This is a genomic window from Natrinema marinum (assembly GCF_024296685.1).
GTDB lineage: Archaea > Halobacteriota > Halobacteria > Halobacteriales > Natrialbaceae > Natrinema > Natrinema marinum.
The window spans coordinates 430,579-443,936 of the sequence record NZ_CP100763.1; the positions used below are offsets into that span (position 1 = coordinate 430,579).

The 13,358-nt window shown below is 66.9% G+C and carries 14 protein-coding genes; 11 read left to right on the plus strand and 3 right to left on the minus strand.

All coding sequences use genetic code 11. The features are described 5' to 3' along the window. The first annotated feature begins 4 nt into the window (after nt 1-4). The 10 genes from NKH51_RS02225 (at nt 5) to NKH51_RS02270 (ending at nt 11,209) form a co-directional block, all read left to right on the plus strand. Nucleotides 5-280, plus strand: coding sequence for an NADH-quinone oxidoreductase subunit J (locus tag NKH51_RS02225; protein WP_254763611.1), 276 nt, complete (start codon nt 5-7; stop codon nt 278-280). Next, nucleotides 277-696, plus strand: coding sequence for a hypothetical protein (locus tag NKH51_RS02230; RefSeq protein WP_254763612.1), 420 nt, complete (start codon nt 277-279; stop codon nt 694-696). Before NKH51_RS02225 ends, NKH51_RS02230 begins: the two co-directional genes overlap by 4 nt. Beyond that, nucleotides 693-998, plus strand: a complete 306-nt coding sequence (gene nuoK / locus NKH51_RS02235; RefSeq protein ID WP_254763613.1) for an NADH-quinone oxidoreductase subunit NuoK — start codon at nt 693-695, stop codon at nt 996-998. The genes NKH51_RS02230 and nuoK overlap by 4 nt, the downstream gene beginning before the upstream one ends. A gap of 1 nt (nt 999) precedes the next feature. Beyond that, nucleotides 1,000-3,048 carry an NADH-quinone oxidoreductase subunit L gene (nuoL, locus tag NKH51_RS02240; protein ID WP_254763614.1) on the plus strand — a complete coding sequence of 683 codons (2,049 nt, stop codon included), beginning with the start codon at nt 1,000-1,002 and terminating at the stop codon, nt 3,046-3,048. After that, complete coding sequence (locus NKH51_RS02245) at nt 3,045-4,562, plus strand: complex I subunit 4 family protein (protein ID WP_254763615.1); 1,518 nt, start codon at nt 3,045-3,047, stop codon at nt 4,560-4,562. The genes nuoL and NKH51_RS02245 overlap by 4 nt, the downstream gene beginning before the upstream one ends. Continuing rightward, the gene (locus tag NKH51_RS02250; RefSeq protein WP_254763616.1) at nt 4,562-6,088 is read left to right on the plus strand and encodes an NADH-quinone oxidoreductase subunit N; all 1,527 of its coding nucleotides are present in this window, start codon (nt 4,562-4,564) and stop codon (nt 6,086-6,088) included. Before NKH51_RS02245 ends, NKH51_RS02250 begins: the two co-directional genes overlap by 1 nt. A gap of 46 nt (nt 6,089-6,134) precedes the next feature. After that, the gene (locus tag NKH51_RS02255) at nt 6,135-7,634 is read left to right on the plus strand and encodes a DHH family phosphoesterase (RefSeq protein WP_254763617.1); all 1,500 of its coding nucleotides are present in this window, start codon (nt 6,135-6,137) and stop codon (nt 7,632-7,634) included. Between the two features lie 60 nt (nt 7,635-7,694). Continuing rightward, nucleotides 7,695-8,573, plus strand: coding sequence for a CBS domain-containing protein (locus tag NKH51_RS02260; protein WP_254763618.1), 879 nt, complete (start codon nt 7,695-7,697; stop codon nt 8,571-8,573). A gap of 112 nt (nt 8,574-8,685) precedes the next feature. After that, nucleotides 8,686-9,426, plus strand: a complete 741-nt coding sequence (locus NKH51_RS02265) for an SDR family oxidoreductase (RefSeq protein WP_254763619.1) — start codon at nt 8,686-8,688, stop codon at nt 9,424-9,426. A gap of 82 nt (nt 9,427-9,508) precedes the next feature. Beyond that, entirely contained in the window at nt 9,509-11,209 is a 1,701-nt protein-coding gene (locus NKH51_RS02270) for a methylmalonyl-CoA mutase family protein (protein WP_254763620.1), read from the plus strand. A 46-nt stretch (nt 11,210-11,255) separates the two neighbouring features. Here the strand turns inward: NKH51_RS02270 and NKH51_RS02275 are convergent, their stop codons facing one another. From NKH51_RS02275 to NKH51_RS02285, 3 genes are all read right to left on the minus strand, one after another. Continuing rightward, the gene (locus tag NKH51_RS02275) at nt 11,256-11,534 is read right to left on the minus strand and encodes a DUF7520 family protein (protein ID WP_254763621.1); all 279 of its coding nucleotides are present in this window, start codon (nt 11,532-11,534) and stop codon (nt 11,256-11,258) included. A gap of 174 nt (nt 11,535-11,708) precedes the next feature. Then, nucleotides 11,709-11,957, minus strand: coding sequence for a DUF6684 family protein (locus NKH51_RS02280; protein WP_254763622.1), 249 nt, complete (start codon nt 11,955-11,957; stop codon nt 11,709-11,711). After that, nucleotides 11,954-12,385, minus strand: a complete 432-nt coding sequence (locus NKH51_RS02285) for a DUF7541 family protein (RefSeq protein WP_254763623.1) — start codon at nt 12,383-12,385, stop codon at nt 11,954-11,956. The genes NKH51_RS02280 and NKH51_RS02285 overlap by 4 nt, the downstream gene beginning before the upstream one ends. 252 nt (nt 12,386-12,637) lie before the next feature. Between NKH51_RS02285 and NKH51_RS02290 the strand changes: the two genes are divergently transcribed. After that, nucleotides 12,638-13,345 (plus strand): DUF2270 domain-containing protein, encoded by a 708-nt coding sequence (locus NKH51_RS02290; RefSeq protein ID WP_254763624.1) that lies wholly within the window; start codon nt 12,638-12,640, stop codon nt 13,343-13,345. Nucleotides 13,346-13,358: the final 13 nt, after the last annotated feature.

The following is a 13,358-nucleotide window of genomic DNA, read 5'->3' on the forward strand; positions in this document are numbered from 1 at the left end:
ATACATGAACTACGAGCTGATCGCGTTCGCGCTGTTCGCCGGCGTCACGCTGGCCAGCGCGGTGGGTGTCGTCCTCGTGCAGGACCCGTGGCATTCGGCGCTCCTGCTGGGTGTGGCGCTGCTCAGCGTGGCGGTCCACTACGTGATGCTGGCGGCGGAGTTCGTCGCTATGATGCAGGTCCTCGTCTACATCGGCGGGGTCCTCGTCCTCATCACGTTCGCCGTCATGCTGACCCAGCGCGACGACTCCGAGACCGACACAGAGGTGGTACAGACATGACGACCGGGCCGAAACTCCGACTCGGCAAGACCCTCGTTCCGGGGCTGCTCGCCGTCGGGCTGTTCGCCGTGATGGCGCTCATCGCGGTGAACACGGCGTTCGAACCGATGACACAGGCCGCGGGCGCCGGCTTCCCCGACGACGTTTCGATCACGGCCGAACTCGGCTACGCGCTGTTTGGCTTCGACGAGCTGCAGGAAATCGGCGGCACCGAGCCGTTCCTCGCCGCCGTCTTGCTCGTCGCCGTCGCGCTCGACGCCGCGCTCGACGCCTCGCTCGTCCTCGCGAAACGCGAAGAGGGCGGCGAACCCGTCGCCGCGCTCTCGACGACCGGCGAGGTCTCGAGCCCCAGCGAGGGGGCCCAACCGGCCGTCGCCGACGGTGGGGAGTCCGAGACGGGAGGTGAGACCCGATGACCGTCGACGTACAGTACTACGTGCTGCTGTCGATGGCGCTGTTCTGTATCGGGCTGTTCGGCATTCTGACGCGTCGCAACGCACTGTTGTTCCTGATGTCCGTCGAACTGATGTTGAACGCGGCGAACGTCAACCTGATCGCGTTCGCGTTCTATCACGGCAACCTCACGGGCCAGCTGTTCGCGCTGTTCACGATGGCGCTCGCTGCCGCCGAGGTGGCCGTCGGACTCGGGATCATCCTGGTGCTGTACCGCAACTTCCGTGACATCGATGTCACGGTTCCGGCGACGATGAGGTGGTAAAATGGCAGCAACAGCAACAGGACCGTTCGGATTCGCACCGGCGATCGCAGTGCTCCCGCTCGTGGCCTTCGTCGTCACGCTGCTGTTCGGGAAACACCTGCCGAAGAAGGGGGCGATCCCCGGCATCATCGCGACGGGGGGCTCGCTACTGATCTCGCTCGTCATGTTCGCGAGCGTCGCCGGCGGGAACGCACATCACACGACGCTGTACGAGTGGACGGCCGGCGCGGCCGCGAGCGAGACCGGCGTGGAGACGATCGCGTTCTCCTTCGGAGTGCTGATCGATCCGCTCTCGGCGCTCATGCTGGTGATCGTCTCGCTGGTCGCCTTGCTCGTCCACGTGTTCAGCCTCGGCTATATGAACGCCGAAGGCGAGACCGGGCTGGCGCGGTACTACGCCGAACTCGGCCTCTTTACGTTCAGCATGCTCGCCTTCGTCTTCGCGGACAACCTGCTGATGGCGTTCATGTTCTTCGAACTGGTGGGGCTGTGTTCGTATCTGCTGATCGGCTTCTGGTTCCGCACCGAGTCGGCCCCTTCGGCCGCGAAGAAGGCGTTCCTCGTCACCCGCTTCGGTGACTACTTCTTCCTGATCGGGGTCGTCGCCATCGCGGCGACGTTCGGCACGGTCGGCTTCGCCGGCGAGGGGTCGTTCGTCACCGCCGCGGAGACGGCGATCGACGACGGCGCGACGCTGTTCGGGTTCGACGCCCAGACCTGGGTGACGATCACCGGACTGCTCGTGCTCGGCGGGGTGCTGGGCAAGTCCGCACAGTTCCCCTTCCACACGTGGCTGCCCGACGCGATGGAGGGTCCGACCACCGTCTCCGCGCTCATCCACGCGGCGACGATGGTCGCGGCCGGCGTCTACCTCGTCGCACGGATGTTCGGCTACTACGCGCTGAGTCCGACCGCGTTGGCGATCATCGCCTTCGTCGGCGGCTTCACCGCCTTGTTCGCCGCGACGATGGGCGTCGTCAAAGACGACATCAAGCAGGTGCTGGCGTACTCGACGATCAGCCAGTACGGCTACATGATGCTCGGTCTGGGCGTCGGCGGCTACGTCGCCGGGGTCTTCCACCTCATGAACCACGCCTTCTTCAAGGCGCTGCTCTTCCTCGGTGCCGGTGCCGTCATCGTCCTCATGCACCACGAACAGGACATGTGGGAGATGGGCGGCCTCAAGGACAAGGCACCCATCACCTACTACACGTTCCTCGCCGGCGCGCTCGCGCTCGCGGGGATCGTTCCCTTCTCTGGCTTCTGGTCGAAAGACGAGGTGCTCTACGACGCGCTGATCGTCGGTCTAGAGCAGCCCGTAATCCTCGCGGCCTACGCGATGGGCCTCGTGGCGGTGTTTTTCACCGGCTTCTACACGTTCCGGATGGTCTTCCTGACCTTCCACGGCGAACCGCGGTCGGAGACCGCGGAGGACCCCCATCCGGTCGGCTGGGCCATCAAGGTCCCGCTGCTCGCGCTGGGCGTCCTCGCGGCCGTCACCGGCCTCGTGAACATGGCCCCAGTCGCGAAGCTCGTCGCGATCGACATCACGTTCCTCGAGTTCTGGCTCGACGGCGAGTACGGCTACGTCGAGGGGCTGACCTACCACGCCTACCACGAGACGGTCGCCTTCGAAGAAGGCGCGATCGGCTCCGAGACAACCACGCTGCTGGTGAGCGCCGGGCTCTCGCTCGGACTGGCGCTTGCCGGCGCGTTCGCGGCCCACACGCTGTACAACGTACCCGAGCCGGAACGTCACACCCGGAAACTCGGGGGCGCGTACCGCGTCCTCAAGAGCAACTACTACCAGGACGAGTACCAGGTCTGGCTCGCTCGCGGATTCACGCTGCCGCTGGCTCGAGCCGCAGACCGGTTCGACCAGACGGTCATCGACGGCGTCGTCAACGGCACGTCGACGATCAGTCTGTTCGGTAGTAACTGGATGAAACGGCTACAGACGGGTATCGTGACTAACTATGCGGCGCTGTTGGTCGCCGGGTTCATCGGCTTACTGCTGATCCTCGGCGCGCTTGGAGGGTGGTTCGTATGATGATCGAGATACTGCTCGCGGTGACACTGGTGGGCGCGCTGGTCACGTTCGTCGCGCCGAATCGTATTGCTGGAAAACTGGCCTTCGCGATCAGCCTCGTCCCGGCGGCGCTGTCGCTGTGGCTGTTCGCCGCCTTCGATGGCAGCGGGAACGCCCTGCTCGACGGCGAACTCGCCTTCGAGTCGCAAGCGTCGTGGCTCGAGGTCGGCGACTACACGGTCTCGTGGTTCGTCGGGCTCGACGGGATCAGCATGCCGCTGGTCGTCTTGACGACGATCCTCTGTACGCTCGCGATCGTCAGTTCGTGGACGCCGATCGACGAGCGTGAATCGCAGTTCTACGGCCTGATCCTGTTCATCGAGGCGATGCTGATCGGCGTCTTCTCCGCGCTGGATTTCTTCCTCTGGTTCGTCTTCTGGGAGGCGGTCCTGATCCCGATGTACCTGTTGATCGGGATCTGGGGCGGCCCACGCCGGAAGTACGCCGCGATCAAGTTCTTCGTCTACACGAACGTGGCGTCGCTGGTGATGTTCGGTTCGTTCATCGCGCTGGTCTACGGGCTCGACGTCTCGTCGTTCGCGCTACCTGAGATCGCGACGGCGATGCTCGAGGGGGGTCCCGACGGCCTCTTCGGCCTCGGCGGGTCGGCGCTGGCCTCGATCGTCTTCGTTGGCCTGTTCCTCGGCTTCGCGGTGAAGGTGCCCGTCGTCCCCTTCCACACGTGGTTGCCGGACGCTCACGTCGAGGCGCCGACACCGGCATCCGTGTTGCTGGCCGGGGTCCTGCTGAAGATGGGGACCTACGCCCTGCTGCGGTTCAACTTCACGATGTTCCCCGAGCAGGTCGAGGCCTACGCGGTGCCGATCGCGGCAGTCGCGGTGATCAGCGTCATCTACGGCGCGATGTTGGCGCTCGCTCAGACCGATCTGAAACGGATCGTCGCCTACTCCTCCGTGTCGTCGATGGGCTACGTCATCCTCGGACTGGTCGCGTACACCCAGTTCGGCGTCGGCGGCGCGACGTTCCAGATGGTCTCCCACGGCCTCATCTCGGGGCTGATGTTCATGGCCGTCGGCGTCATCTACAACGCCACTCACACCCGGATGGTCACCGACATGTCCGGGCTGGCCGATCGGATGCCGATCGCGGTCGGGATCCTGATCGCCGGCGCGTTCGGCTACATGGGGCTGCCGCTAATGAGCGGCTTTGCCGCCGAGTACTTCATCTTCTTCGGCGCCTTTGGCTCTGATCTGCTGGCGTACTCGCCGCTGTTCACCGCGCTCGCGATGTTCGGCATCGTCATCGTCGCGGGCTATCTGCTGTTCGCGCTCCAGCGGACGGTGTTCGGGCCGTATCGACTCGAGACCGACTACGAAGTGGGCCGTGCGCCCGTCCACGACGTGGCCTCGATGGTCGTCCTGCTGGGTCTGATCATCGCGCTGGGCGTGGCCCCTGACCTGATCTTCGACATGATAACCGACGCAGTCGACCCGATCATCGGAGGTGAGCTCTGATGGCGGTCGTGCAACTCCCCGAGTGGGCGGCGCTCGCACCGGCGCTGATTCTCGCCGGGACGGCGCTCGTCCTGTTCCTGCTAGATAGCATCGATCCGCGCTCGACGAACCGGCCACTGCTGGCCGGCACCGCCGTCCTCGGCTCGCTGGCCTCGCTGGTCGTCGCCGTCTGGTTTACCGCAGCCGGCGTCGGCGCGACCGGCATCGAGAACTACGGCGTCATCGATATCATGGACGGCCAGTTCGTCGTCGATCGGCTGGCGCTGTACTTCATGATCATCATCGCGACCGTCACCGCGCTCGTCGCGGTCGCGAGCTACGACTATCTGCGGGATCACACCTACCAGGCGGAGTACTACTCGCTGGTGATCCTCGCCGCCACCGGCATGTCGATGATGGCGGCCTCGAACAGTCTCGTGACGATCTTCATCGCCCTCGAGCTGACGAGCCTGCCGTCGTACGCGCTGGTCGCAATCTTGAAGGACAACCGCGGCAGCGTCGAGGCGGGATTGAAGTACTTCCTGATCGGCGCGCTGTCGTCGGCGATCTTCGTCTACGGCGTCTCGCTGGTCTACGGCGCGACCGGCTCCCTGCAGCTCGAGGCCGTCGCGACCGGTCTCACCAACGCCGGCGAGATGGGCGGCCTGCTCGGGCTTGGCATCCTGATGCTGATCGGCGGCATCGCGTTCAAGACCGCCAGCGTCCCCTTCCACTTCTGGGCGCCGGAGGCGTACGAGGGTGCGCCCGCGCCGATCTCCGCGTTCCTCTCGTCGGCCTCGAAGGCCGCCGGTTTCGTGCTCGCCTTCCGCGTGTTCACGACGGCGTTCCCGCTCGAGGCGACGACCGCGGTCATCGGCGTCGAGTGGACCTGGGCGTTCGTCATCCTCGCGCTCGTCACGATGACGGTCGGCAACTTCGCGGCCGCGACCCAGGAGAACGTCAAGCGGATGCTCGCGTACTCCTCGATCGGCCACGCCGGCTACGTGCTGATCGGGCTAGCGGGGATCACGGCCGACGGTGGCGAATTCGTCATGGGCGCGGCCATGATGCACCTGCTCGTCTACGGCTTCATGAACACCGGCGCGTTCCTGTTCGTCGGCCTCGCGGAGTACTGGGGCGTCGGCCCCCGCTTCGAGGACTACAACGGCCTCGCCGAGCGGGCACCCTTCGCCTGCGCCGCGATGGCCGTCTTCATGTTCAGCCTCGCGGGCGTCCCGCCCTTCGGCGGCTTCTGGAGCAAGTACCTGCTGTATACCGCGACGCTCGAGGCGGCCGCGGACAACACGATCTTGCTCGTGCTCGCCGGCGCGCTCGTCGTCAACAGCGCGCTGTCGCTGTACTACTACTCGCGGCTGGTCAAGGCGCTCTGGATCGAGGAGCCGATCGTCGACCGGGACCGGCTCGCCCAGCCGACCGCGCTCTACGCCGCGGTCATCGCCGCGGCCGTGATGACGGTCGTCATCCTGCCCGCGTTCGGTCCGATCGAAAACGCCGCGATCGAGGCGGCCGCCGCGGTCGTCGCCTGAGAGGGACCCGGTAGCTTTTACCCGTCGCGGTCGCAAGCCGCGACAAATGGTTTTCTGGCTCGTGCTCGGCTGCGGGACCATCTGTCGGCAGGTCACCGAGCGGCTCTCCGGGCGCGACGGTGGGCGCGTGCTCGCCATCACCGACGACGAGAGCGTCGTCGAGACACTGCGCGACGAGAGCGTTCCGGCCCGGAGCGCCGATCCGGCCGACCCGGAGTCTATCGCGAACGTCGACACTCCTGACGTGATCTTCGTCGCCGGGGACCGCACCGACGTCAACCGGGCCGCGCTCGAGGCCGCCAGAGACCGGTTTCCCGACGCGTCGATCGTGGCCTATCTCGGTGGCAACGCGACTGCCGCGGATCGTGAGGCGTTCGACGCGCTCGCGGACCGCATCATCGATCCGTCGCTGGCCATCGCCGACCGGGTGCTCGCGGACGCGGCGAGCCCGTCGGCCGAAGCCGCCATCGAACTCCGCGAGTTGCTCTCGGGGATCGACGGCCGGCTGGCGGTCGTGGCCCACGACAACCCTGACCCTGACGCCATCGCCAGCGCGGTGGCGCTGGTCGATATCGCGGCCGCCGTCGGCGTCGACGCCGACGCCTGCTACTTCGGCGACATCTCCCATCAGGAGAACCGAGCGATGGTCAACCTGCTCGATCTGAATCTGCGAAATCTGGATCCCGACGACTCGCTCGAGGAGTACGCGGCGTTCGCGCTCGTCGACCACTCGCGGCCCGGCGTCAACGACCAGTTGCCCGAGGACCTCCGCCCGGATATCGTCATCGACCACCACCCGCCTCGGGGGCCGGTCCCCGGCGAGTTCGTCGATCTGCGGCAGGGAGCGGGTGCGACCAGCACGGTCTTGACCGAGTACGTCGACCGGTTCGACCTCGCGTTCGACGCCGCGACGGCGACGGCGCTGTTGTACGGGATCCGCGTCGATACGAACGACTTCACGCGGGAGGTCTCGCCCACCGACTTCCGGGCCGCCTCGCTGTTGCACCCTCACGTGGACGCGTCGGTCCTGCGCCAGATCGAACAGCCCTCGCTCGAGGGCGACACCTTGGAGACGATCGCGCGGGCGATCAAGAACCGCGACCAGCGCGACTCTGTCGCCGTCGCCAGCGTCGGCCGGATCGGCGACCGCGACGCGCTCCCGCAGGCGGCCGACCAGTTGCTCGCGATGGAGGGCGTCGAGACGACGCTCGTCTTCGGGTTCGACGGTGAGATGGTGTACCTGTCGGCCCGGTCGCGGGCGGCCGACATCGACTTAGGCGAGACGCTGCGGGACGCCTTCGACCGGATCGGCAGCGCCGGCGGCCACGCCGACATGGCCGGCGCGCAACTCGAGATCGGGATCTTGGGCAGCGCCGACGACGAGGAGGAGATCGAGTCGATCGTCAGCGTCGTCGAGGAGGTCATCACCAACCGGTTCTACGAGGCCCTCGAGACGCGGCCGGGAGTCCCGGTCGGCGCCTACACCCAGACCAGCGAGTGGCTGTTCACGCAACGCGGCGAGGGCGAGGACGCCGAATCGGCGTAGCCGTCTCGAGAACGGACGCCAGTACCAGTACTTTTGCGCGCGGCTCCCGTTCGGTCGAGTATGGAGGTCGTGTCGGACCGGACGAAGCCTCGAGTCAAAGAGTACATGACCCGCGACGTGGCGACGGTATCGCCCGACGAGACCGTCGGCGAGGTCGCGACGCGGATCGCCGAGAGCGAGGAGCACAGCGGCTTTCCCGTCTGCGATCGCCGCCGCGTCGAGGGATTCATCAGCGCCCGCGACCTGCTGCTCGCCGACGACGACGATCCGATCTTCAAGATCATGGCGACCGATCTGCTGGTCGCCCACCCCGACATGAAAGTCAACGACGCCGCCCGGGTCATCCTCCGGTCGGGGATCCAGAAGCTCCCCGTCGTCGACGACGCGGGCAACCTCGTCGGGATCATCTCCAACGCCGACGTCATCCGGAGCCAGATCGAGCGCGCGACGCCGGAGAAGGTCGGCAAACTGATGCGCACCTTAGAACAGATCCACGAGATCGATCTGACCGAGGAACTGCGTACCGTCGCCCTCGAGGATCTCACGCCGACCCAGGGCCGAGTCTACGCCGACGAACTCGAGGGGCGGCGCTACGAACTCGAGCGCGGGCTGGCCGAGCCGCTGGTGGTCATCGACAACGACGGCACCCTGTTGCTGGCGGACGGCCACCACCGCGTGCTCGCGTCCGACCGGCTCGGGATCGACGAGATGGACGCCTACGTCATCGTCGTCGACCACGAGATCGATCTGGGGATGGCGCGGACGGCCGAGAAAGAAGACCTCGAGCGGATCGACGACATCGATGTCGTCGACTACGCGCGTCATCCGCTCGTCCGGACGACGAAGCGGCTCCAGTCCGACAACGAAGGTGAAGACGACGGCGAGGAGGCCGACGGCGTGGGTGCGGATCACGGAGAGAGCGAAGACGGCGGCGAATGACCGCGCCGTTTCGAGACCCGTTTGCGACGCTATCGCACGTTCTCCACGGACGGACGGTCAGCGCGGTCGACCGCTGGTGAGGGTTTTCCGTGTCCGCGCAGTACCTCGCCCGATGGCTAGTCAACACACATCCGAGCGCGTCCTTTTGGCCGGTGCCAGCGGCGCGACCGGACAGGAACTCCTCTCCGTCCTGCGACCGACCGATCTCACCGTTCGCGCGACGACCCGATCGTACGCGAACGTCGACACGCTCGAGCGCCACGGCGCGGACGAAGTGCTGGTGGCCGACTTCTTCGAATCGGCCGACGCCGTCGCGGCGGTCGAGGACTGTGATATCGTCTACTGTGCCCTCGGCACGCCGCCGAGTTACCGACACGTGACCGGCGGGAAGCTGGTCGATCGGACCGGCGTCGTCAACCTCGTGACCGCCGCGCTGTCCGAGGGGGTCTCTCACTTCGTCTTCGAGAGCGCGATCGGCGTCGGGAACTCGAAGGCGGGGATGCCGTTCCCGGCTCGACTCGTGGTCCGTGGCTCGCTGTCGGCCAAGCGCGACGCCGAGACGGCGCTTCGCCGGGCGGGGATCGAGTACACGATCGTTCGACCGGGCAGACTCACGAACGAACCGCCGAGCGGTGAGGTGGTCGTCGGCGAGGGCGGCGATTCCGTCACGGGATCGATCTCGCGGGCCGATGTCGCTCGGGTGATGGCCGCCGCCCCGTTCACGCCCGACGCGCGCAATCGAACGTTCGAGGTCGTCAGCCGCGACGGGCTCTCCGGGACCCCGACGAACCTCGTCGAGGTCGACTGGGTGGACGACCGGCTCGCGGCCGCCCGGGAACGTCGTCACCTCTGACCGACGTGTTCTCCGACGGCCGTTTCTCACACCGGCCCGCAGCCCCCGAACCTTCATTGCGTCGTCGGCAAATATTACACCCATGTACGACGAGGACGAGCTCGAGGAGATCCGCGAGGCGGGCGAGCGGTGGGAGGCGGAGACGCTCGAGCCGACTCTCGAGCGCCACGGCGAACGGCAAGACCGGTTCGCGACGGTGTCGAACCACGAGGTCGATCGCCTCTACACGCCGGCGGATGTCTCCGAGACGGACTACCTCGAGGACCTCGGCTTTCCGGGCGAAGAGCCCTACACCCGCGGTCCGTACCCGACGATGTACCGCGGGCGGACGTGGACGATGCGTCAGTTCGCGGGCTTTGGCACCGCCGAGGAGACCAACGAGCGCTTCCACTACCTGATCGAGGAGGGCCAGACCGGCCTCTCGGTGGCCTTCGACATGCCGTCGCTGATGGGGCTGGACTCGGACGACCCGATGAGTGAGGGCGAGATCGGCAAGGAAGGCGTCGCGGTCGACACCCTCCGGGACATGGAGATCCTCTTCGACGGGATCGATCTGGCGGAGATATCTACGTCCTTTACCATCAATCCCTCCGCGCCGGTGATCTACGCGATGTACGTCGCGCTGGCCGACCGGCGGGGCGTTCCCCGCGACCAGCTTCGGGGCACCCTCCAGAACGACATGTTCAAGGAGTTTATCGCCCAGAAGGAGTGGGTCATCCCGCCCGAGCCCTCGCTGGATCTGGTCACCGACGTCCTCGCGTTCAGTACCGACGAGACTCCGAAGTTCCACCCCATCTCGGTCTCGGGCTACCACATCCGCGAGGCCGGTTCGACGGCGGTCCAGGAACTGGCTTTCACCCTCGCGGACGGCTTCGGCTACGTCGAGGACGCCGTCGACCGCGGGCTCGCGGTCGACGAGTCCGCGCCGCGGCTCTCCTTTTTCTTCAACTGCCACAACTCTTTCTTCGAAGAGATCGCGAAATTCCGCGCGGCCCGACGGATCTACGCGCGCGTCATGGACGACTGGTACGACGCCGAAGCCGACGAGTCAAAGCGCCTCAAGTTCCACACGCAGACGGCGGGGCAGTCGCTGACGGCCCAGCAGCCGCTGAACAACGTCGCTCGAGTGACGATCCAGGCGCTGGCCGGCGTCCTCGGGGGCACCCAGTCGCTGCACACCAACAGCTTCGACGAGGCGCTGGCCCTGCCCGGCGAAAAGGCCGTCCGCGTCGCCCTGCGCACCCAGCAGATCATCGCCGAGGAGTCCGGCGCGGCCGACATTGTCGACCCGATGGGCGGCTCCTTCGCTGTCGAGGCGCTCACCGACCAGATCGAGGAGCGGGCGATGCGCTACATCGAGGAGATCCGCGAGATGGGCGACGGCTCCGTCCGCGACGGCATCCTCCGCGGGATCGAGGAGGGCTACTTCCTCCGGGAGATTCAGGAGGCCTCCTACGAGTATCAAGAGCGCGTCGAGCGCGGCGAGGAGGTCGTCGTCGGCGTCAACGAGTACACCCTAGCGGAGGACACCAGCCCCGACATCCTCCGGATCGACGAGACCACGGCCGAGCGCCAGCTCGAGCGCCTCGAGTCGGTGAAAGCAGAGCGTGAGGAGGCGACCGTAGAGGCGGCGCTCGAGGCGCTCGACGACGCCTGTGAGCGCGACGAGAATACGATGCCGTACATCGTCGACGCGGTGAAGGCCTACGCGACGATGGGCGAGATCATGGGCGTCTTCGAGGAGCGGTACGGGGCCTACAGCGAGGAGATCGGGCTGGCCTGACTTCAACTCGAGCGCGGCGAGCGGCGCAGCCGGGTACGAACTCCGGCTACGCGGCGCCCTCGTCGTGTCGGTCGACGCGCCGCGAGACGGCGTGGACGACGAGTCCGGCCGCCACTAGCCCGGCCCCCATGGCAACGGCCCCGTAGATGGCCAACGTAAGTGGAGAGACGGGAACGGTGATCGCGAGGAGCGTGATCTCCGTCACGTCCATGTGGGTCGGAAGTGTCGCGCCGAGGATCGCGCCGAAGGCGGCCGTCGCGGCGACCAGCGCGAGGCCCAGGCTCGCGACGACCCCCCGACCGGTGAGCCGACGATCGTCAGACACGGGTTCCGGTACGCCGTCGCGGACGTAGGTTTTTGCGCCCGGACGGTGAGCAGGCGCACATGAAGGAGAAGGAGCTGTTCTTGCTCTTGCTGGTCGGGATCGCGGTCCTGATGGCGGTGACCGGGTTCGTCCTCATCATCAACTGACTGATCGGTATCGGCACCCGGACGACGGTCAGCCCTCGGGCGAATCGCCTCGCGTGCGGTCGTCGGTTTCGATCACCCTGGCCGCGACGAGGGTCACGACCGCCAGCAACACCATCGTCGTCACGAGGATGGCGAACTGGACCGTCGACTGGAGCGGATCGAACCCCCACGGGTTGAACAGCGCGAAGACGACGACGAAGAAGCCGACGATCAGGAACGGGATCGCGTTGACTGCGAGATCGAGCGCAATCTCGGCGTCGAAGGCGCGTCGGCTCATGGCGATAATCTGCGGTCGCTGGCGTTTTCGGTTCCCTCCTCGCTTCGCCGTCTCCGCACGAGCCCGGCCCCGGTTATCGTCACGAGGCCGGCTCCGACGAGCGCGACGCCGCGGCTCGGCAGCCCCGAGAGGGGCTCGAGGAGGGCGATCGGAACCGTTCCCGTGCCGTGGGCGATCAGGGCCGCGCCGCCGAGCGCGAAAGCGACGCCGAGTCTGGCCGCGACGGCGACGGGGCGGTCGACGTAGTTGGCGTCCGCGAGGATCCCGGCGACGCTCGCGGCGAAGACGACGAGGCCGGCGACGGCGACGGGGAGAAGGCCCACGACGAGTCCGACCTCCGACCCGGCGAGTCCGAGAGCCACCAAGAGCGGCCACGGCCGCGCGGCGTCGGTCCGCTCGGTCCCGACCTGCCTCGAGTGATCGGACATAGTCGCCGTTCCACGTCGGGGGTGTAGTATCTGACCCTACCCGTCGGGTCCCGTGACGCTCACGCCCTCGTGACGGCGGGTCGGACCGCCAGCCGGTGGTCACCGGCGGAAGGGTCATCGTCACACCCGGACTACACGTGACATGGGAGTGAAAGAACGACCACCCGCCGTCTTCGTCCCGCCTGCGGTCGGCGGCCCCTTCGCCAGCGTTACCGCGCGTCGACCGTCCCCCTCGAGCGCCGGAGGCGGTCGATGACCGAGCCGAATCCGGAGGACTTCGATTCATCCGCGCCCGACGAGCGCAACGTCGCCACCATCGCGGCGACGGACCGCGAGGAGTTCCTCGCGCTGTTGCCACACTACTACCGCGGCGAGATGTCCCAATCGGGCAACCTCCTCTCGCGGCTCGATCTCACGACCGACTGGGCTATCGTCGCGGTCACGGCCGTCCTCGCGCTCGCCTTTCAGGGCGGCGATGTCTCCGCGTACCTGCTGTTGATCGGCATCGTCGGCGTCTCGTTGTTCCTCCTGTTCGATGTCCGGCGCTACCGGGCGTACGACGCTAGCCGAGCCCGTATCCGTCTCATAGAGGAGAACCTGTTCGCGAACGCGCTCGACCCGAGCGATGCGGTCCTCGAGGCGTGGCGGGCCGAACTCGGCGACGACCTGCGGATGCCGACGTTCAAGGTCACCTACTGGGAAGCCATCTCGCGTCGGCTGCGGCGCATCTACTACCCGCTCTACCTGCTGTTAGGGATCGCGTGGCTCTTTCGGATCACGCTGTACACGCCGAACGAGGCGTGGACGCAGACCGCCTCCGTGCCCGGCGTTCCGGGCAAAGTCGTCGTCGCCGTCGTCGCCGCGTTCTTCCTCGCGGCGACGGTGGTCACCGCCTGGCCGCGCGGGCGAGAGGCGAAAGGAGAGTTCCACGGGGAACAATCGGGGCGGTGGAAAGAGTGAGGCCGACCGGACA

What these genes read in the sequence shown, in the direction of transcription:
- NKH51_RS02270 (WP_254763620.1), top strand. Translation starts at nt 9,509, where the DNA reads ATGTACGACGAGGACGAGCTCGAGGAGATCCGCGAGGCGGGCGAGCGG.
- NKH51_RS02265 (WP_254763619.1), top strand. Translation starts at nt 8,686, where the DNA reads ATGGCTAGTCAACACACATCCGAGCGCGTCCTTTTGGCCGGTGCCAGC.
- nuoL (WP_254763614.1), top strand. Translation starts at nt 1,000, where the DNA reads ATGGCAGCAACAGCAACAGGACCGTTCGGATTCGCACCGGCGATCGCA.
- NKH51_RS02230 (WP_254763612.1), top strand. Translation starts at nt 277, where the DNA reads ATGACGACCGGGCCGAAACTCCGACTCGGCAAGACCCTCGTTCCGGGG.
- nuoK (WP_254763613.1), top strand. Translation starts at nt 693, where the DNA reads ATGACCGTCGACGTACAGTACTACGTGCTGCTGTCGATGGCGCTGTTC.
- NKH51_RS02250 (WP_254763616.1), top strand. Translation starts at nt 4,562, where the DNA reads ATGGCGGTCGTGCAACTCCCCGAGTGGGCGGCGCTCGCACCGGCGCTG.
- NKH51_RS02260 (WP_254763618.1), top strand. Translation starts at nt 7,695, where the DNA reads ATGGAGGTCGTGTCGGACCGGACGAAGCCTCGAGTCAAAGAGTACATG.
- NKH51_RS02280 (WP_254763622.1), bottom strand. Translation starts at nt 11,957, where the DNA reads ATGAGCCGACGCGCCTTCGACGCCGAGATTGCGCTCGATCTCGCAGTC.
- NKH51_RS02245 (WP_254763615.1), top strand. Translation starts at nt 3,045, where the DNA reads ATGATGATCGAGATACTGCTCGCGGTGACACTGGTGGGCGCGCTGGTC.
- NKH51_RS02285 (WP_254763623.1), bottom strand. Translation starts at nt 12,385, where the DNA reads ATGTCCGATCACTCGAGGCAGGTCGGGACCGAGCGGACCGACGCCGCG.
- NKH51_RS02290 (WP_254763624.1), top strand. Translation starts at nt 12,638, where the DNA reads ATGACCGAGCCGAATCCGGAGGACTTCGATTCATCCGCGCCCGACGAG.
- NKH51_RS02255 (WP_254763617.1), top strand. Translation starts at nt 6,135, where the DNA reads ATGGTTTTCTGGCTCGTGCTCGGCTGCGGGACCATCTGTCGGCAGGTC.
- NKH51_RS02225 (WP_254763611.1), top strand. Translation starts at nt 5, where the DNA reads ATGAACTACGAGCTGATCGCGTTCGCGCTGTTCGCCGGCGTCACGCTG.